This window comes from Natrialba sp. SSL1 (assembly GCF_001861355.1).
Classification (GTDB): domain Archaea; phylum Halobacteriota; class Halobacteria; order Halobacteriales; family Natrialbaceae; genus Natrialba.
This window is the reverse complement of the sequence record NZ_MASN01000030.1, coordinates 242,911-261,914: the sequence shown is the minus strand read 5'-3', so window position 1 is coordinate 261,914 and position 19,004 is coordinate 242,911. Positions and strand designations below refer to the sequence as shown.

16 protein-coding genes and 1 pseudogene are annotated in these 19,004 nt (G+C 60.3%); 15 read left to right on the top strand and 2 right to left on the bottom strand.

Going from position 1 to position 19,004, the window contains the following annotated elements:
- Window positions 1-228: 228 nt before the first annotated feature.
- The 3 genes from BBD46_RS09310 to BBD46_RS09300 all read left to right on the top strand — a co-directional run bounded on the left by BBD46_RS09310 (window position 229) and on the right by BBD46_RS09300 (window position 3,274).
- On the top strand, window positions 229-1,023 hold the full coding sequence (locus tag BBD46_RS09310) for a hypothetical protein (RefSeq protein ID WP_071401434.1): 795 nt from the start codon (window positions 229-231) through the stop codon (window positions 1,021-1,023).
- 104 nt (window positions 1,024-1,127) lie between these two features.
- Window positions 1,128-2,414, top strand: coding sequence for a HEAT repeat domain-containing protein (locus tag BBD46_RS09305; protein WP_071401433.1), 1,287 nt, complete (start codon window positions 1,128-1,130; stop codon window positions 2,412-2,414).
- Window positions 2,411-3,274, top strand: a complete 864-nt coding sequence (locus BBD46_RS09300; protein ID WP_071401432.1) for a CheF family chemotaxis protein — start codon at window positions 2,411-2,413, stop codon at window positions 3,272-3,274. The genes BBD46_RS09305 and BBD46_RS09300 overlap by 4 nt, the downstream gene beginning before the upstream one ends.
- Window positions 3,275-3,460: 186 nt before the next feature.
- Here the strand turns inward: BBD46_RS09300 and BBD46_RS09295 are convergent, their stop codons facing one another.
- Window positions 3,461-3,655: a hypothetical protein gene (locus BBD46_RS09295; RefSeq protein WP_071401431.1), complete on the bottom strand. Its 195-nt coding sequence runs from the start codon at window positions 3,653-3,655 to the stop codon at window positions 3,461-3,463.
- Window positions 3,656-3,890: 235 nt separating this feature from the next.
- On the opposite strand from BBD46_RS09295, the pseudogene BBD46_RS23515 reads away from it, so the two are divergent.
- The 8 genes and pseudogenes from BBD46_RS23515 to BBD46_RS22625 form a co-directional block, all read left to right on the top strand.
- Window positions 3,891-4,145, top strand: a pseudogene (locus BBD46_RS23515) (archaellin/type IV pilin N-terminal domain-containing protein); the annotation flags it as partial.
- Window positions 4,146-4,496: 351 nt separating this feature from the next.
- Window positions 4,497-5,228 carry a flagellin gene (locus BBD46_RS23510; protein ID WP_253184542.1) on the top strand — a complete coding sequence of 244 codons (732 nt, stop codon included), beginning with the start codon at window positions 4,497-4,499 and terminating at the stop codon, window positions 5,226-5,228.
- A 2-nt stretch (window positions 5,229-5,230) separates the two neighbouring features.
- The gene (locus tag BBD46_RS09285) at window positions 5,231-5,890 is read left to right on the top strand and encodes an archaellin/type IV pilin N-terminal domain-containing protein (protein WP_071401429.1); all 660 of its coding nucleotides are present in this window, start codon (window positions 5,231-5,233) and stop codon (window positions 5,888-5,890) included.
- A gap of 248 nt (window positions 5,891-6,138) precedes the next feature.
- Window positions 6,139-6,645 carry a flagellin gene (locus BBD46_RS09280; RefSeq protein ID WP_071401428.1) on the top strand — a complete coding sequence of 169 codons (507 nt, stop codon included), beginning with the start codon at window positions 6,139-6,141 and terminating at the stop codon, window positions 6,643-6,645.
- A gap of 86 nt (window positions 6,646-6,731) precedes the next feature.
- A complete protein-coding gene (locus tag BBD46_RS09275; RefSeq protein WP_071401427.1) occupies window positions 6,732-7,223 on the top strand; it encodes a flagellin in 492 nt (163 codons plus the stop codon).
- 38 nt (window positions 7,224-7,261) lie between these two features.
- Complete coding sequence (locus tag BBD46_RS09270) at window positions 7,262-9,040, top strand: FlaD/FlaE family flagellar protein (RefSeq protein ID WP_071401426.1); 1,779 nt, start codon at window positions 7,262-7,264, stop codon at window positions 9,038-9,040.
- A 306-nt stretch (window positions 9,041-9,346) separates the two neighbouring features.
- The gene (gene flaJ / locus BBD46_RS09265) at window positions 9,347-11,071 is read left to right on the top strand and encodes an archaellar assembly protein FlaJ (RefSeq protein WP_071401425.1); all 1,725 of its coding nucleotides are present in this window, start codon (window positions 9,347-9,349) and stop codon (window positions 11,069-11,071) included.
- A gap of 218 nt (window positions 11,072-11,289) precedes the next feature.
- Window positions 11,290-11,427 (top strand): hypothetical protein, encoded by a 138-nt coding sequence (locus BBD46_RS22625; RefSeq protein ID WP_171908180.1) that lies wholly within the window; start codon window positions 11,290-11,292, stop codon window positions 11,425-11,427.
- 89 nt (window positions 11,428-11,516) lie between these two features.
- Here the strand turns inward: BBD46_RS22625 and BBD46_RS09260 are convergent, their stop codons facing one another.
- On the bottom strand, window positions 11,517-12,350 hold the full coding sequence (locus tag BBD46_RS09260; protein ID WP_071401424.1) for a DUF7500 family protein: 834 nt from the start codon (window positions 12,348-12,350) through the stop codon (window positions 11,517-11,519).
- A 495-nt stretch (window positions 12,351-12,845) separates the two neighbouring features.
- Between BBD46_RS09260 and BBD46_RS09255 the strand changes: the two genes are divergently transcribed.
- The 4 genes from BBD46_RS09255 (at window position 12,846) to BBD46_RS09240 (ending at window position 18,810) form a co-directional block, all read left to right on the top strand.
- Window positions 12,846-15,320 (top strand): FlaD/FlaE family flagellar protein, encoded by a 2,475-nt coding sequence (locus BBD46_RS09255; protein WP_071401423.1) that lies wholly within the window; start codon window positions 12,846-12,848, stop codon window positions 15,318-15,320.
- 78 nt (window positions 15,321-15,398) lie between these two features.
- Window positions 15,399-16,157 (top strand): ATPase domain-containing protein, encoded by a 759-nt coding sequence (locus BBD46_RS09250; protein WP_071401422.1) that lies wholly within the window; start codon window positions 15,399-15,401, stop codon window positions 16,155-16,157.
- A gap of 14 nt (window positions 16,158-16,171) precedes the next feature.
- A complete protein-coding gene (locus BBD46_RS09245) occupies window positions 16,172-17,845 on the top strand; it encodes a type II/IV secretion system ATPase subunit (RefSeq protein WP_006653771.1) in 1,674 nt (557 codons plus the stop codon).
- Between the two features lie 80 nt (window positions 17,846-17,925).
- A complete protein-coding gene (locus BBD46_RS09240) occupies window positions 17,926-18,810 on the top strand; it encodes a CheF family chemotaxis protein (protein ID WP_071401421.1) in 885 nt (294 codons plus the stop codon).
- Window positions 18,811-19,004 lie beyond the last annotated feature (194 nt).

The window sequence follows — 19,004 nt, the reverse complement described above, 5'->3', positions numbered from 1 at the left end:
GCCGACGAATTTTTCACGGTCTGGTGTGACGGCATCGTAACGATGCCACGATATCCTGGGGAGCGCTCTGTTTGCGACGACGAGAGTGACCGGGACTCTTTGCGAGATCGATCACCGACTGCCTCACCACCAACACGGACCGCTACCAACGCCGACTCGAGTTCGACTCCCCACTCGAGTACCGGTACCGGACACAGTGGTCTGACTCGCCGCACTGCGCTGGGTGCGGTGACGACTGCAGCAGTTGGATTGACGGCGGGCTGTCTCGATTCGATCCGCCACATCGGCCAGACACGAGTGCCGGTCGATCCCGAAGAGCCGGGTGACGATCCGGATGCGACGCCTGGTGAGTTCTACCACCTTCTCGAGGAGAACGATATTGCGGTCGACGAGCTGTATCACGATACGGAAGACGACGACTGGATTTTGTTCTACGAGTCTGCGGCGTCGGATGCGGTCGAATCGGACGACGAGATTGCGCTCATCTACCGCGTGTTCAGTGAGGGGATGATCGACCGCGGTGCAGAAGTCAACCATCTCTACACGGAGGTCGAGGACCGATTCGATGGGCAGGTGAAAGGCTGGGCGGTCAACGCCCAGTGGGCCGAAGAACATCTCGACGGAGAGGCCTCGGATATCGAACTGTGGAACGCGATTGCTGGGACGAAGCAGTACGAAGATGGTGAGGAGCCGGGTGCGGATGCAAACGAGTCCGACGAAGGGGCCGGTGAGTTGTCGGAGGGGGACGACGAAGACGTGGACGATTCTGATGCGGATGAGGAGAGTGGTGACGGTGACGGAGACGGCGATGGCGACAGTGATGGTGGTAGCGACGGTGACGACGGTGATGATAGTGATGCTGATGACGATGGCGACGATGGTGGGGGTAGGGAGGAGAGTGAGACTGATGAGGACAACACCGAGGACGAGACCGATGAGAGCGACGAAACCGATGACAACGACGACTCGTCGGACGACTCATCCACCAACGAGACAACAAATGGCACCGAAAGCGACGAGTAGGTGCACCCGGTGTCACGACCGACCCCGAACCGCCACCGTGAGAGCACAACCAGAACCTGCACCGCGGAGACGGGCTTCTGGCCCCCACCGGTGATCCCGTAGCTATGGCGTTATTCGAACTCGAGCGCAACGCGAACTTCGAACAACTCATCCGGCACCTCGAGGCCAGTTCCAACCCGGATATCCGCCGTCGTGCTGCCGAAATCCTCGGCAGTCTCGAGACGAGTGCGGACGACGTCGTCACCGAGGGACAGCCCCGATCAGTTCGGGACGACGTCGTCGATGCGCTGATCACCGCCTCGCAGGAGGACGAGAACGACGAGGTTCGGGCCGCAGCGATCGACGCCCTGGACCAGTACGGCCAGGACGCACTCGAGGAGTTCATCGGCGAACTCTCGGGGCAGGACTTCGAGAACCTCGCGGAGTGGAAGAAGGCGAAGGTGCTCGCGCGCGGGCTGTCGGCCGACCGGGCCGAACTCCGGATGGCCGCCGCAACCGGCCTCGGACGGATCGGCGAGGACAACGTCGTGAAGGCGCTCGTCAACCGACTGGACGATCCGGACGCACGCGTGCGAAAGCGCATCGCCCGCGCACTGGGGCGCATCGAATCCGCGGGGAGTGTCCCCGCGCTTGCGAAGCGATTTCACACCGACACCTACGCCGTCCGGATCGAGATTGCCTACGCGCTCGCGGATATCGGAACGGACAACGCACTTCGCGAACTCATCGACGTTGCCGACGCGGAGGACGAGGTGCTTCGCCGGATCGCAGTCGACGCACTCGGCCGTCTCGGCAGCACGGAGGCCGTCGAGGTCCTCGCGAACGCGCTGAGCGACGAGACGGACATGGTTCGTCGGACGGCCATGTTCTCGCTCGTCCAGTTGCTCTCGGAGGCTCCCTCGAACGCGAGCCACCAGGTCCGCGAGAAAATCGTGGGGGAACTCGAGGCGGCAGACACTGACGAGGTGATCGACCCGCTGATCGAGATTCTGGACCGGAGTACCGAGACGGCACAGCGGCGCAACGCGGCGTGGCTCCTCGGACGTGTCGCGAACGACAACGACGCTCACACCGAGGCCGCACAGGACGCGCTCATCGAGACGATGGGCGACGACGACGAGATGACTTCGAAGTTCGCGGCAACGAGCCTCTCGATGCTCGACAGCGACGGGCTGGAGCTGCGGCTACTCGAACTCGTCGAGGACGGGCTGAAAGACGAGGAGCTGCGCGTCAAGGCGCTGTTCGTCCTGGGGAAGATCGGGACGGATACCTCGCGGCGACGGCTCTCGAGTTTCGTCGAACGAACGGATAGCGATCGGCTGCGAAAGCGTGGTTTCTCCGCACTCTCGAAGCTCGGTGGCGTCGGCACAGTGGCTGGTGACGCAGTATGAGCAGTGGTGAACAGAAGCTGGCGGACGTAACGGGCAAGTTCACGCAGGTCGTCCGCGAGGGCCGCAAGCTCTCGGATACCAACTGGTCGAACGGCCGCATCGTCCTCTCGAACAAGCGCATCGTGATCGTCAGCAACGACGGGAAGGTGACGATTCCGCTCGGGAAGGTGCAGTCGATTCGCGGCCGGTACGACGTGAACCAGACCGTCGCGAAGGTTTCGAACTACATCAGCATCAACTACGGGGCCAACGTCTACCTCGTTTCGATGGGTGACGTCCAGGAGTTCGAACTCCAGATCCAGAAGGCCGTGTTGGACGGCGAAATCGTTCTCGTCAAACACCCTGCTGTAAAAGGCGGCGTCGTTCAGGACTCCTCGTGGCGCAAGGCGCGCGTAAAGATCAACGAGGGCGTCGCGAACTTCGCCATCGAGAGCGGCGAGTTCGTCCAGATCGAGGTCGACGACGTGGGGACCGTCGAGAGCGACGAGCGGACGGTTCGGTCACAGGAACGGCCCGTGATCGAGGCCGAGCACACGGAGGGCGGCTCGAGTGTCCAGACGTATCTCTCGGGCTCGAGCCAGAACTGCGCGATGTTGAAGTCCGTGCTGGATCGTGGGGCAGAGAAGAACGCCTCGCAGATCGACCTCTCCGGGAAGGAAGAGGAGGTGTTGATGGCGATCTACTCGGGTGTTTCGCCGTTCGAGGTGCCGGAGTTCCTGGATATCGAGACTGACGAGGTCGAGGAGATTTACGAGCGCCTGATCGAGTTGCAGGTGTTAGAGGAGGTTCGCGTTCGGCGGGAGGTCGCGTTGAAGCCACGCGGGCGGAACATCGCGAGTGAAGCGATGAATAACAAGTGAGGCGTGACACGGATGCGGTCGGCAACGTTCGCAGTGGTACGTTCGGCACTTTCTATACTGTGATTAGAGCGGGCAGGTGCGACTAGTTGTCCAGCGAATCGAGAGAATAGTGTGGGAAACCAGCGTGTTCCCCATCCCCAGTTGTGTCGTCTCTCCTGTCGTGCTCAGTGTGTTGTCAGCCGGTCCTTACTCGCTCTTGAGGTAGCTCACGTCGCGTTCGAGCTCGTAACCGCGCGGGACGCCGACGTTTTCCAGACAGTCGTCACAGAGTGGTTTCGCGTAGGTGCGGTTGTTCGATTTGCCGAGAATATTGGCGTCGTCGAGTGAGACGATGTCATCACAGCGGCTACACTCGATCTTGTCGCCGTCAACGATATTCATGCCGCAAATTCGTTCGAGCGGGGAGATAAGTCTCCCGGCCGACTGGAAGCCGACGGAGGTGGAACGGGGGGATCGGCCACCAAGTTTAATTACCTGTCCAGCAGTTCGGCCAGTAGGTTTAAGATATCCACCTATCGGCAGTTAGAGTTAAGAGTGTAAAGTTTGGCAAGTAGACTTAATAACAATCGCTCTGAACCAGTGTCCACTGCCCGGTATCGCCGGGTGTATAATACCAATGTTCGAACGAATTACAGACGACGACCGCGGTCAGGTGGGGATCGGCACCCTTATCGTGTTCATCGCGATGGTGCTTGTCGCTGCGATTGCCGCGGGCGTGCTGATTAACACGGCTGGCTTCTTGCAGACGCAGGCTGAAGCCACCGGTGAGGATAGTACAAGTCAGGTGAGCGATCGCCTGCAGATCGTGAGTGAATCTGGTAGCGTTGCTCCAACTACAATTGGGGCTGAAGGACTCAGCGACGCAACAATCACCGCTGAGATAGCAATAGCTGATGATGAAATAGCAGAAGAAGATATCGTAGTATCTGTTGCAACAAGTGCTGTAGCAGGCTATGAGGATACAAAAGTCATAGAACTCCCGGAAGAGTCTGGTGACGGAGAAAGTATTGAAGTTGAATTTGACAATGTTCCGGCAGATGACTTAGCTGTAACTGTTGATGGAGAATCCATTGTAGCTCAGACTGCCGAAGCATCCGGTGGTGGGGTTGAGTTCACCGATGACGATCAAATCACGGCACTTCCAGAGGACTCCGACGCAAGTGATGTCAAAGCACTCATCGAACTTCCAGATAGCATCGATGAGGAGTATGACGAAAGTGAGGTGAAGGAAGAGTTCGCAGTTCGTACGACAGACGCTGACAGAACTCTCGGAGACATCGAAGATGTCTTCTATAATGTAGATGCAGAAAGCGACTTCGAGGATGAAAACGACTTCGTCTACGATATCGTAAATGACGCCACTGATATCGGTGACGAGGGTAGTGGATCCGATTATGAACTTGATGGAAATTACGCAGTTGTTGACCTTGGATCGCTAGACGAGGGCGGCTATGCTGTTGAGATTATTGGCCTTGAAGCAGTAACGTACACTGTCTTCGAGGCAGGAGATGAAGGTGACGAAGATGCAATCAGTGGCGAGGGTGAAGATGTCCTGTTCTATGGCTTTGGCATCGATCAGGTTAGTAACCTTGGTGACTTCGAAAACCGGGTTGACGAACTACAGTTCGTAGCTGCGACGGCACCTGGATCGAACCCGATCGACCTCGAACAGACATCTGTTCAGTTCATCGGTGAGCAGGGTGCAGACAGTGTCGCTATCAGTGATGCCCGGAACGTCAATGACATTCAGGGTGTCACTGACGGTGTGCTGACTGACAGTACCGACCGAGCAGAAGTGACGTTTCGTGTCGTCGGTGAAATTGACAACTACAACCGTCTGAGCGAGGGTGAGCGGTTGTCCGTTATCTTCACGACTGACTCCGGTGCGACAACGGAAACCGAGCTTCGTGTTCCAACGACTATCACGAATGATGACGAATCGGTGAGGCTATAACAATGTTCGAAAGCAACACTGACGAACGCGGCCAAGTCGGGATCGGCACCCTCATTGTGTTCATCGCAATGGTGCTGGTCGCCGCAATCGCTGCGGGCGTCCTGATCAACACTGCAGGCATGCTGCAGTCGCAGGCTGAAGCAACAGGCGAAGAGAGTACTGAACTGGTTTCCGAGCGGATCGATGCGACGAGTGCCGTCGGTATCGTTGATGACGACGTAGTCGAAGGAGAAGGCGGTGCAGATCGCGGTGAACTTAAGGAAATTCGTGTTGGGGTAACTGCAGCACCGGGAGCAGATGATATCTCTCTCGATGATACGGTCATCCAAGCTGTGGGTCCAAATGGACAGGCAAACCTTGTCTACGAAGATGGAAGTAATGGGTTTGACTTCGATGACCCTGAAGTTGAGCACCTAAGTGGCACGTTCGTTGCTGAAAACGATGAGGATGAATACGTCGACCCATCCAACGCAGTCCTTGACGAAGAAAACGACTTCACGCTCGTCTTCAACCCAGAAGACACGCCATTCGGAGATGGTGACCCGTTCGGTGAGGGAGACGAGTCGCAACTCGACATCGTCTCGCCATCGTCCGCAACGACGCAGGTCACGCTGACCGCGCCTGACCTCTTCAGTGAGGACGGCGAAGCAGTTCGACTCTAAGTCGGTACAGCTGACCGCGTTGCAGTTTATTTTTTTAGCCGGTGCGTGCTCAATACATAGCACAAGCGAAGAGCAGCAGCGAGCACAGCCCTGTGCAGTACAAGACGATACCCAAACGAACAGGACGAGGGCTGCAACCAGATCATAGCTACTCGAGTACACCACTCCACACCGAAACCGAGTGATCGACACCTGAAGGCACGACTGGCCAGAGCGCTTTTAAGAATCTGATACCTCAAAGAGACGTAATGGGGTTCAGTACGAGCGGCGCTGTTCTCGTCATCCTGGTTGGCTTCCTCGTCGCCGTCAGTGTCATCGTCCCCACGGTGTTCAGCGTCGGCGCGGCGACCGGCGACGCGTTCGCCGCCCAGAACGACCAACTGCGGGACCAGCAGAACACCGCCCTCTCGATCGACTCCTTCGAGTACATTGGCGACGATGACGAACACGATGCTCTCGTTGTCGTGACCAACGAGGGATCGACCTCGCTCTCCGTCGAGAAAACCGACCTCGTCGTCAACGGCCACTTCTACCCCACTCAGGGCTACGACGACGAGACGACGATCGTCGACGGCGAGGCAGAACGCGACGAGAGCGACGTCTGGACGCCCGGCACGCAACTCGATATCGAACTCTCCGACGGCGGCGACGCGAACGGCGAACTCGAGTTCACCGGCGACGAAGACGAGGACAGTATCCGCATCACGACTGAACGCGGTGTTGCTGAGACGGCGTGGATTACGGTATCGGAGTGAACCCGGCGCAAGCGCGCGGCGGGTGCAGACGAACGCGGGCCAGAAGACAAACCAAGGACGACTCACAACGAATGGAGCACGAATAAATGTCGAGCGTCTCGGCGACCCACCTGATCATGTTCATCGGCAGTCTCGTGATTGCCTCGGCAGTTGCGGGAACGGTCATCATGGAGGTCGGCAACGTGAGCGACTCGATCGAGATGCGCGGTTCATCGGTCGCCGAGGAGATCGAAACCGACATCGCGATCATCAGCGACGAATCCCAGGCTGATGCGATGGTTACTGCGCCCGACGGTGACGACGCCGACGGCGTATACGAAATCACGGTTCTCGTGAAGAATATCGGTAGTGGGGATATTCCAGCACAACAAAGCGCCGTCGATGCGCTTGTCGACGGGACGTATTCCCCCGTGACGAACGTCGAGCGGATCGACTACGACAGCGACACCTGGGACGCCGGCGGGGTCGTCGAGCTCACGATCGAAACCCACCAGGTAAGCGGCGATACGGACGTGGCGGTGCTCGTCACGGGCAGCGAAGACACGATCACGTTCTACTGGGACGAAGACGACGACTGAACGGACCGGAACAGAACGACACTGAATCAAACCCACACATGACACTACTGCTATTCAGCCAACTCGGTGGCGGTGACGACTCGGACGACGCTGACGATACCGACGCCGACGAGGGCGACGACCTTCTCGGAAGCGACGACGGCCTGATCGGCGACGACCTCGGCTTCGACGACGGCGGTGACGACGAAGACTCGATGGACGACGAGCTCACCTATCGCCTCGACGAGGTCGAAAAGGAGGTCGACTCCCTCGAGAACAAGGTCGAAACCGTCCGCGGGGAGAACGAACAGATCAGCGACTCGATCACGAGCGTCGAGCGCAACGTCGACAAGCTCGTCGACATGTACGAAATCGTCACCCAGGGAGTCAACCCCTTCGTCGGCGACCAGGAACTCGGCAACGCGTTCGAGACCGCCGCAGGACAGGGCGGCGTCTTCGGCGGCGAGGACGACCCCGCCAACGATATCGACGAGGATATTATGAACTCCGAGGCGGAGGACTTCCTCGACGACGACCTCGAGGAGGAGCCAACAGACGACGATTTCGACGAGGTCGACACCTTCGACGACGGCGACGACGTGCTGGAAGACGAGTTCGACGATGACGGCGATGCCGACGCTGCCGATGCTGACGAGGATGCCGTCGACTTCGACGACGAGTTGGCAGCAGACGAGAGCTCGTTCGACGACGATCTCGGCGTCGAGATGGACACGGAGTCGGAGCTCGGCGACGACCCCCTGGACGGCGTCGACGAGGACGACGAGACCGAGGCCGAAGCAGACCCTGCAGAACCGACTACCGACGACGCGCCAGATTCCGAGCCTCCTGCGCCAGACCCAGCAGCACAGACGCCATCTGCTGCAGCGCCCGACGGCACGAACGGAGAAGACGGTGACCTCCCGTACCTCGTCACTGTCCCCGCCAGAAACGACGCCGAACTGGCGACACTCGAGTGGCTCCAGTTCCTCGTGGACGGGGCGGGACTCGAAGGGGCGGCACAGACGATTGCGTACTACGAGTCGGTGGGGTGGATTTCGTCGCCGGTGGAGACGTACTTACAGCGGTTGTTGAACGGGTTTGGTGGTGACGATGCGCCGCTTGCGGCTGCGGAGATCGAGCCGAAGTCGGTGTTGCGAAACGACGAGCACAAGCGGAGTTTGCGGTATATTGCGGGGATTGCGACGCCAGAGCGTGATGTGCCGGACGCCGGATCTGTCCCGGATGCTGAGTCTGTCCGGAGTACTGAACCTGCCCAAGATGTTGTGTCTGGCCCGGATGTGGAAACGTCGACAGAGTCTGCCGTCGGTGCTGACGGTGACGCTGGCACTGGAACTGGCACTAACACTGGCACTGATACCCACTCTGAACCGGGTGACCGCAATGAAACTGGCGCTGCGGCCAGCGCAGAGACGGACCCCACATCGGATGCACGACTCGAGTCCGGACCAGCGGACGCCGCGACGAGCGAGTCCAGCGAGTCGAGCGGGGAGGTCGCGGAACACGGTGACGAAGGACCCGGGCGTGAGTCTGGGGCGCAACTCGAGTTGGAGGCCCAGGCAGAGCAGAGTGGGGTGGATGTGGCTGCGGGTGGGTCGACCGCTGCCGGTGAGTCGGAGCCGGAGTCGGAGTCGGAATCAGCGTCGGACTCTGGACTCGAATCGTGGGTGGAGTCCGGCCAGGAGTCGACGGCAGATGTGTGGGAGTCGGGGTCCGAATCTGCGTTCGAGTGTGAGTCTGTAGCCGATCCCGACGCCGACCCCGTCCCCCAGTCCGAGTCAGAATCCGAGTCTGGCTCGGCGTTCGAGCCCGAGTACTAACGTCCGTTGTCGCCGCCACGAGGACAGATACCCGGCGATGATAGCGGCTCTGTGTCGTCTTCTGCGCTCAGTACCTTGATCGTCCTGACACCGAGAGCGTTCCATACACCTGATTTGCCACTGTTCGTCGGGCTGACGGTACCAGCCAGAAGTTTTGTATGCTGAGCTTTCAAAGAAGTGCCTACGATACCGACGCGGTCGCAGTTGACATCAGTCGTCGGGAGCCACGGCGGCTGTCGACGCGTGACCGCGCTCGACGAAACCGCTGCAGACACGCGGTGCGGACGGAGGAACGCAGGACGCACAATGGGTATTGCGGATAACACAGCAGCGATCAACGACTTCAGCAAGTCCATCATTCGGTCGTACGACGAGATGGATCTCCCGGCACGGTTGTACGTTCCGGGAGTGTTGCTGCCTTCGTTCCTCTTTTTCCTCGCGACGATCGTCATCGCGGTGATCCTCGACGTCTTCTTGCTGGTGAAGCTCCTGATTCCGGTGCTCGGCCTCCTCGTCTTCGTTGCGGCGGTGGGCTACCCACGGCTGGCAGTCGACCAGCGCCGTATCGAGATGGAGAACCGGTTCCACCTGTTCATCATCCACATGACCATCCTGTCGACGACGAACATCGACCGGATGGAGGTACTGCGCAAGCTCGCCCAGGAGGAGGAGTACGGCGAACTGGCAGACGAAGTCCAGCGCGTCGTCGACCTCGTTGATGTCTGGCACCTGAGTCTCGGCGACGCCTGCCGTCGCCGGGCGAAGGCGGTGCCGAGTGAATCCGTTGCCGACCTCTTCGAACGGATGGCCTACACGCTCGGTGCCGGCCAGCAACTCGACGAGTTCCTCCATCAGGAGCAGGACGTATTGGTCGAAAAGTATTCCACAGTGTACAAGCAGTCGCTTGGCAACCTGGACGTGCTGAAGGACCTCTATCTCTCGCTGATCATTTCGATGACGTTCGCACTGGTGTTCGCGATCGTCCTCCCGCTGCTGACCGGCAACGATCCGACGCTGACGACCAGCATCGTCATCGTGCTGTTCGTCTTCATCCAGATCGGGTTCTTCTTCGTCATCCGTGCAGTCGTCCCCGACGATCCGATCTGGTACCTCGAAGACGGCTATCGGACGGCGACGAAGAAGCGAATGCTCGCTTCGACCGTCGTCGGCGTCGGATTGAGTGTTCTCACCGTCTTCCTACTGGGGCTGATCTTTCTCGACGTGCTTCCGGAACCGGGTGGGCTCCCGATCCGGGATCTGCCCTCGATGCTTCACATGCCTATCGCAACGCTCCCGCTGTTGATCCCCGGTCTCGTCTTCTGGTACGAGGAACGACGCGCGTTCGAACGCGACCGGGCGTTTCCGAACTTCATCCGCGCACTCGGGACGAGCGAGAGCGCAAAGCAAAGCACCACCTCCGAAGTGCTCGCAACGCTGCGCTCGAAGGACTTTGGCCCGCTCACCGAGAACATCGACGACCTCTACCGGCGACTGAATATGCGCCTGAGCACCGAGAAATCCTGGCGTTACTTCACCGGCGAGACGAACACCTTCCTGATCCAGAAGTTCAGCGAAATGTACCTGGTTGGCCGCGAGATGGGTGGCGGCCCGAAGCGACTCGGCGAACTCATCAGTACCAACATGAGCGAGATCATCAACCTGCGCGAAGAGCGCAAGCAGCAGACGACAACGCTCGTCGGCGTCATGTACGGCATCACCGCCGCTTCGGCGTTCGCGTTCTTCATCGGACTCGAGTTGGCCCTGATGCTCTCGAGTTTCGATATCGATCTCGACGGCCAGATGGGCGGGCAGCTGATTCACACGGACGAGTACAACGTGCCGGTGCTCCGGTACCTGATCGTGCTGGTGTTGATTTTCAACGCGTTCATCTCGTCGCTGGTGCTCCGGGTGGCAGACGGCGGCCACTTCGGGAACTCCTACGTTCACTTTACGGCGCTGCTCTGGATCGGCGCGGTGACGGGGACGCTGACGGAGCGACTTGTCGATGTCCTCATCACGGTCGATCTGTGATCGGTTGCGCCGTGATCGATCGCGGTCTGTATCACTGCTGTCTGGTCTGGGACGTCATGGGTATGGATATCGCCATGACTGTCGCTTACTGCCCGCTCTTTCCTCTACAACTGTATAGTAGCCAACTGACAGTGCACGCCGAGTGACCGGTGAACGACTCCAGGTGACCGGCCACAAGACAATTAGTGACAGCGGCGAAATCGACGAGACAGACACCCATGCGCTCCGATCGAAAACAGCGATTTCACGCGGCGACACGGGGTATCGAATCGGTACAGAGCGGCGCGCTCCTCTTTGGGTTCTCGCTGATCCTCTCGTTTTTCATGGGAGCGGTTATCTTCCTGAACGGTGGGTAACCGGCTGACGGTGTCACTGCCGGCCGTTTGAAACGTGCTGTCCGAATCCGTCTCCATATCGTGGCCGACTGTTTCGATTCTGCTGATCTCTACTCGAGTGCATCGCGCAGGTCGCCGATGGTATCGGTTTCGTCGAGTCCGTGTTTCGCGGCGGTTTTTCGTAGCTGTGTCTCGGTGAGTTCGGGAGCGAATTCGGATTTGGCGAACAGGAGGGAGGCGGTTCGCATGGTGGGTGTTTTGCGGGCGACGTGTTGGGCGTACCAGAGGACGAGGTTGTCGAAGGTGCCGACGACATCGTCGGAGGCGGTACGGTGGCGGACGGTGTCGTTGCCAAAGCGGGAGACGATGTCGACGGCGAGTCGGGCGTCGGTGCGCTCGAGTTCGTCGGCGAGGATGGAGCGGGCGTGTTCGGGGCTCTGGGGTGGCTGTGGGGTGGGTTGTTGGTGGTGGTCCTGGGCCGGTTGCTGTTGGCGCTGACGTTGCCGTTGGTGTTGGTTGCCTCGCTCTCGCCCTTGCTGTTGCTGTTGCCCAGCGTGCTCCTGCCCAGCCTCGTCCTGTCCGTGCATTGGTGCATGCTGTGATGAACGTGTCTCGCGGTCTGTGTCGCTCTCCGTGCCCTTGCCGGCTGTTCCAGCGCCAGACGTAGAGCCGGAGCCAGACCCAGACTGCGTCCGCGCACTGGTGTTCTCTCCACGCGTACTCGAGTCCGTCTCCTCGGGGACGTTCGGCGGGCTGTGGTCGGCTGAGACGACGTATCGGCTGTCGGAAACCTCGGCTACGTAGGGGCTTTCGGTAAAGTCCAGTTCGTCGGGCGAGAGGACGCCGCCACCGTTGTTGCCGCCGGGTTGCTCGCTTGGGAGCACGGGGGGAACGTCGGCGTCGTCGGACGAGTCTGGGTTGCCACCCTCGTTACGATCTGTCATGGAACGATCGATAGTCGGAGTTCGAGGGCAATCGAAAAGAAACCTTTGTTCGGGTGAGCGGCGTGAGAACGGTGGAATTGCTGGTCGGCGAACACACGGGCGGTGTGGCGAGAGAATCCGGCCGTTCGGAACCTATAGTAGCCACTGCAAGTCAATGCACACGTGATCGCACTTCCGCGGTTCTCACTCGTTCCACTTGCTCGCGGGTCACGCTGTTCCCCGCTCGGTGTCCGCGGTTCTCACTCACTTCGTTCGCTCCGAACCGCGCTCGCTCCGAACCGCGCTGCCGTCGTGCGATCAGTGTGTAAATAGTTGCTGTTGTTACTATAACAGTCCAATCGGCCACAATTACTTAATACGTAGGTTGTCATAGTTTTCCTGAATGACGACTCGTAGCCATCCGGAGCGCCGAGCCAGCACGCGGGTTCTGTTCGGTGGCCGACCGGGGATGGCAACGAGTGAGCGAGCGGTAGACGCCAGCGGAACAGGTTCACCATGGTACTCTCGATAATCGGCAACATACTCGGAGACGGCGATGGCGACGGCGCCAGTGGTCGCTCGAACTCCGGGAACGATAGCGACGACATCATCGGTGGTGACCTCGCCGGCAGCATGAGCGACGACGAGTTGCTCCCAGGTGCGCGAACTGAGAGCGCCGCCGGGGGGAACGGCGGCGATGGCACCGGTAACGACGATCTCTTTGACGATGGCGACCTCGGCGGTGACCTCGACGGCGATCTCGACGGCGGTGGGGATGACTTCCTCGACGACGACTCGATGTCGATGGACGGCATGGGCGAGATGTCCGAGATGGGTGATATGGACGATATGGGGTCGATGGACGGGATGGACGCCATGGACGACGGCGGCGGCACCGTCTCGAGTGAGGTCGAAGCGCGCGTCGAAGAGATGGAGAACAGCGTCGGCTCGCTTTCTTCGACGGTGAACACCGTCCAGAGCGAGAACGAAAAGATCAGCGAATCGCTCGACGATATCGAGGAGAACATCCGGAAACTCCTCGAGGTCTACGAGATGGTGACCCAGGGTGTCAACCCGTTCGTCGAGGGCGATACCCTCACTGATTCGATGGCCGGCGGCGGTGCCGCTGGAAGCGGCGATTTCGGCGGACAGAGTCTGTTCGACAGTAACGACGGCGACGAGGAGGACGAGGCGATCGATGAGGATATCGCGAACGCCGAAGCCGACGATTTCCTGGACGAGAGCATCATCGACGACGATGAGGAGTTCGAGGATGACGACGAGTTCGACGACCTGGAGGACGATATGAGCATGGACGCAGACGCAGACGACGACCTCGATGCGAACGCTGACTCCGGTGGTGACGATGACCTGTCGTTCGATGAACTGAAATCCGAATACGACTCCGGCGACGCCGACTGGGACGGCGATGCAGCGGCGGGGGCTGAGGACGGTGGCAACGAGCCAGCGGACCAGAGCGCCACAGAAGGGACGGATCCACTCGAGGACGACCTCGACGACGAGTCGTTTGCTGACGACCTCGCAGTCGATGACGAGTCGACGGATGAGACCTCGTTGATCGACGACGTCGATGCAGATGCTGCTGGCGACGCTGATGCTGGTACCGACACCAACGCCGATCCCCTCACGACCGACGATTCCACGGAACACGCCCCCGACAGCCTCGAACACCCGGTGTGGGACGACGGCGGCCGCCCATATCTCGAAACCATTCCCTCCGAGTACGACACCGAGTTCGTCGTCATGGACTGGCTCGAGTACCTGGTCTCCGAACTGGGTCTCAACGGCGCGGCCCGGACGCTTTGTTTCTACGAGTCGATCCACTGGGTGAGCACGTCGGTCGAGTCACACCTCCAGACGGTGTTGAACGGATTCGGCGGCGGCCCGGACATCGGCGACCCGGAACCGCACTCCTCGCTCGGCGTCGACCACAAGCGAAGCCTCTGGTGGATCAGCCAGATCGCGACGCCGGAAAAGAAGCGCCGGCCGTTCGACGTGTGGGTCGAAGACGAAGGTATCACGGTCGAACAGGCGATGGCCGCGGCTGAGCAACACCGGCCAGAGGCGGAGACGGCTGAGACCGACAAGTCCAGCGAGACCGGCACGTCCCCCGACTCGGACACAGCGCCACCAGTCGACGACGTGTCGGCTACAACCGAGACGGACGAACTGGCTGCCGGCGCTTCCGGCGCAGAACTCACCTTCGACGAATCGACTGCTACCACCACCAACCACGAGTCTGCCCCTGAATCGGTTGCAGTGACGGACGCCGGCGAGCACGCTGACGGTGCACTCGACACCCACGACACCCACGACACCCACGACTCTCCCGAGGGGACATTCGAGGACGAGACATCTATCGAAGACGGTGCCGATGGCACTGCCGATGCAGACGACATCGAACTCGAGTTCACTACGGACGAACCGCTCGATCCGTTCGCGGCTGCGGGAGACGAGACCGCCTCGACCGACCAGACCGACGGTGACAGCGAGGTCGACTCGACCTCGGGTGCGGATACCGATGGGACAGCAGCGACGACCGCAACGGCGGGCGACACCGAACTCGAGTCCAGCGGCGCACAGAAAATCTTCATCGAGGAGGCAGAGGCGGATACGACGGATCCGGATCACCGCAACGAACCGGCGGACGAGCGAGTCGAGCCGGCAGCGGAAGTGACGGATGGCGGGCAGATGATCTGGGTGGACTCGGATGTCGTGCTCTCGGAGTCCGGTGCCAGACTGTGCAACACGCGCGCGGCCACCGGTGGCGTCGACCGCGGATCCCGGGCCGAAATTGCAAAGCCGCTCGTCGTTTCGGACGAGCCAGCCGATCTCGAGGGCTGGCAGGTCGAGCGGATCAAGCTTCTGCTCGCCCCGGAGGAGTTTGACATCGGCCGTGAGCGTGGAACCGACCGCGAGGAGGCGGCTGACGAGCGCGAACAGGCTCGTGAGCCCGAACAGGAACAGTAATCGCCGTGGACGAGCCACGAGCAAGTAGACTGAAGAGCCCGGAGAACGAGCCACGAGTCAAGGCGAAGACGAGAGACGATGAGTCAGTTTAAAAATATCTTCTCACTCGGTCTCGACGACCGCGACCGACTGAACAAGGAACTCGGGGGCGGTATCCCGACTGGAAGTATCGTACTGATGGAAGGCGACTACGGTGCCGGCAAGAGCGCCATCTCACAGCGCTTTGCGTACGGCCTCTGTGAGACGGAGAAGTCCGTGACGTTTCTCTCGACGGAGCTCGAGGTCAAGGGCTTCGTCGATCAGATGGATTCGTTGAATTATAACGTCGAGGAGCACCTCCTCTTCGAGAATATGCTGTTCCTCCACGGCGACCTCGACAGTGGTAGCGTGCTCTCGTCAACCGACGAGGAGCAAACGCGCCAGGATCTGTTGACGGATCTGATGGACGAAGAAACCCTCTGGTCTGCCGACGTCATCATCATCGACACCTTCGACGCGATTCTCCGAAACGATCCGAAGTTCGAGGCGCTGGTTCGCCAGAACGAAGAACGCCAGGCCGCCCTGGAGATCATTTCGTTCCTACGCGACGTGATCTCGCAGGGGAAAATCGTCGTGCTAACGGTCGACCCGTCGACCGTCGGCGAGGAGGCGATCGGGCCGTTCCGATCGATCGCGGACGTGTTCATCGAACTCGAGATGATCGAGGTCGGGAACGACATCCGCCGGCAGCTGTTCATCAAGCGATTTGCGGGGATGGGCGAACAGGTCGGTGACCGGATCGGGTACTCGGTGCGGTCCGGAACAGGCATCGTGATCGAGAACCGGAGTGTTGCCTAGAAGGTGACCGTGGCATGACGGAAATGGGAACGCCGAAGCCGTCGGACGAGCTTCAGGAGCTGGCTGCACGTCGTCCACACCTGCGCGAGCACCTGAAGAAGTTCAGGCAGATTACGGGCGAATTCCCGGTGCTGATCGACGAACCCTCTGCGGAGTACGAGACGCCGCATCCGAACGTCCTCTATCCGGTCGGTGGCCCGATCTACAGTCACGTTTACGGCGACGTGGGAACGAAGATGCAGTACTTCGCGGTCGAGCCGACGCTGTCGGACGAGGAACAGTCGGTGTTTTCGACGGTCAAAGACTCGCTGCTTCGCCGAAGTGCGACCAAGGTGGCACCCGAGAAGGACGCAGAGTACAGCGACCGAATCGAGGAGTTGCTGAGCGAGACGACCCACATCAAGGGCAACGAGGTCGAGAACATTGTCGAACGGCTCAAGGTCCGTTTCCATCCGGGTATTCAGGAGATTCCACAGGAAACCTACGAGAATATCCGCTACCGGCTGAATCGAGACATCGTTGGCCTGGGGCCACTCGAGCCGGTCATGCGCGACCCGGCGAACGAGGACATTCACGTGATCGGCCCCAACGAGTGTTACGTCGATCACGGCGTCTACGGGATGGTCGAGACGACGGTCGATTTCGGCACGCAAGACGAGTTCGACCGCTGGCTCTCGAACATGGGTGAGCGTATTGGAAATCCGATGACCGACGCCGAGCCGATCGTCGACTCGACGCTGCCCGACGGTTCGCGTCTGAACGTGATCTACAGCGACGACGTGAGCGTGAAGGGCCCCTCCCTGACGATTCGTCAGGGCGACGAGGTGCCCCTCTCGGTCACCCAGATTACGAACTGGGGGACGCTCTCGCCCGAGCTGGCGGCGTACCTCTGGCTCTGTCTGGAGAACGAGCGAACGGTGTTCGTCGTCGGCGAGACGGCATCCGGGAAGACGACGACGCTGAACTCGATCATGTCGTTCATTCCGCGGGACTCGAAGATCTACACCGCGGAGGACACCGCTGAGGTGCTCCCGCCACACGACACGTGGCAGCAGCTCCTCACCCGTGAGAGTCGCAGCGAGGACAGCGCGGACGTCGACATGTTCAACCTGGTCGAGGCCGCGTTGCGTTCGCGTCCCGAGTACATCGTCGTGGGTGAGGTTCGTGGTGAGGAGGGTCGCATGGCGTTCCAGGCGGCCCAGACCGGTCACCCGGTCATGCTGACCTTCCACGCGAGCGACATCGTCTCGATGATCCAGCGATTTACGGGGGACCCGATCAACGTCCCCGAGACGTTCATGGACAACGCCGACGTGGCGCTGTTCCAGAACCGCGTCAAGCAGGGCGACGACGTCCTGCGTCGCGTGACTTCGGTCCAGGAGATCGAAGGCTACTCCGAGCAGATGGACGGCGTCGTCACCCGGCAGGTGTTCTACTGGGACCCCGTCGAGGACGAGATCGTCTTCCAGGGGATGAACAACTCCTACGTGTTAGAAGAACAGATCGCGACCCTGCTCGGCTACGCCGACACGCGTGACATCTACGACGACCTGCAGTTCCGTTCGGACATCATCGAGCGGATGATTCAGGAGAACATCCTGGCCTACCACGAGGTGAACGACACCATCGACTCCTTCCAGCGCGACGGTGTCGAGGGCCTGCCGTTCCACGTGACGCGCCCGGACTAGCGGCTGTGGCCGTTCTTCCTCGCAACTGCGGCGACGAAAACGTGTAAAGAGCTAAGAGATTTCGACGAGAAGGACCTGTCATGTCAGAAGACGTCGTTGCCGACTTTACCGGCCGGTTCTTCCGTAATCACGGGGAATCTCCGGGTACGCCCACGTCGGGACGAATCATCATGACGAAACGCCGCCTGGTCCTCGCGACGAACGACGATAAGACGACGATTCCGCTCTCCACAGTCATCGATGTCAACGTCGGGAACGTCCCCAGCCACGTCAAGCAGTTCTTCGACGACACGGTGACAATCGGCTACAACGACGACGGCCAGACCCGAAGCGCCGTCATCGAGAGCACGGGCGAAACCGTCGACACCTTCGTCGCAATTCTCTTTCGCTGTCTCCTCAACGGCCGCAAAGCAGCGGTCAAACACCCCGCACGCGTCGGTGGTCGCGTGAAGGATACGCCCGTCGTCCCCGGGAAGATCCGCATCAAAAACCGACGGATCGAGGTGACGACCAAGCGCGAAACCTTCAGCTTCGACGTCGAGACTGTGATGCGAATCCAGCGCTCGAACAAACTCGGCGAGAGCGCCGACCGCGTCACGCTGGTCGTCAAGTACATCGACACGGACACCGACGCCGGCCTGACGACGACATCGCTTATCTCCCCCGCCAAGAGCCAGTACGTCAACCTGCTCGGGCGCTTCCTCCGACTCGAGTTCGACGAGCTGCGCGAGGAGGTCGCCGACATCGAACTGACGAATCCCGAAAAGCGCGTACTGGTCGGGATTCACGCGACTGGCGGCGATATCGACTTTACGAACATGCTGGACGGCGACCCGGCGTACGTGACGAACGTGCTGAATTCGGTGCAGAACAAGGATCTGGTACTCGAGAACGCAAGCGGTCTGTCGCTGACGTCGAAGGGGCGGATTATCGTGAGCGAGCGGATCGAGGACGTGAACGCCTGAGTCTTGCCAGGTGGGCGTTCTGTAGTGGCGGTGTGGTGGCTGTCTCTCCTTGTGCCTCGATTGTGTCTGTACTCCTGTTCGCTTCAGATCAGAGCTGAACCGCGGCACTGAATCGCGGATCTGAACCGCGGAACCGAACCGCGGCTGTGAGCTGTGCGCTTCGGTCGCGTCGGCTGTCGCTGTGCTGTGAAGCG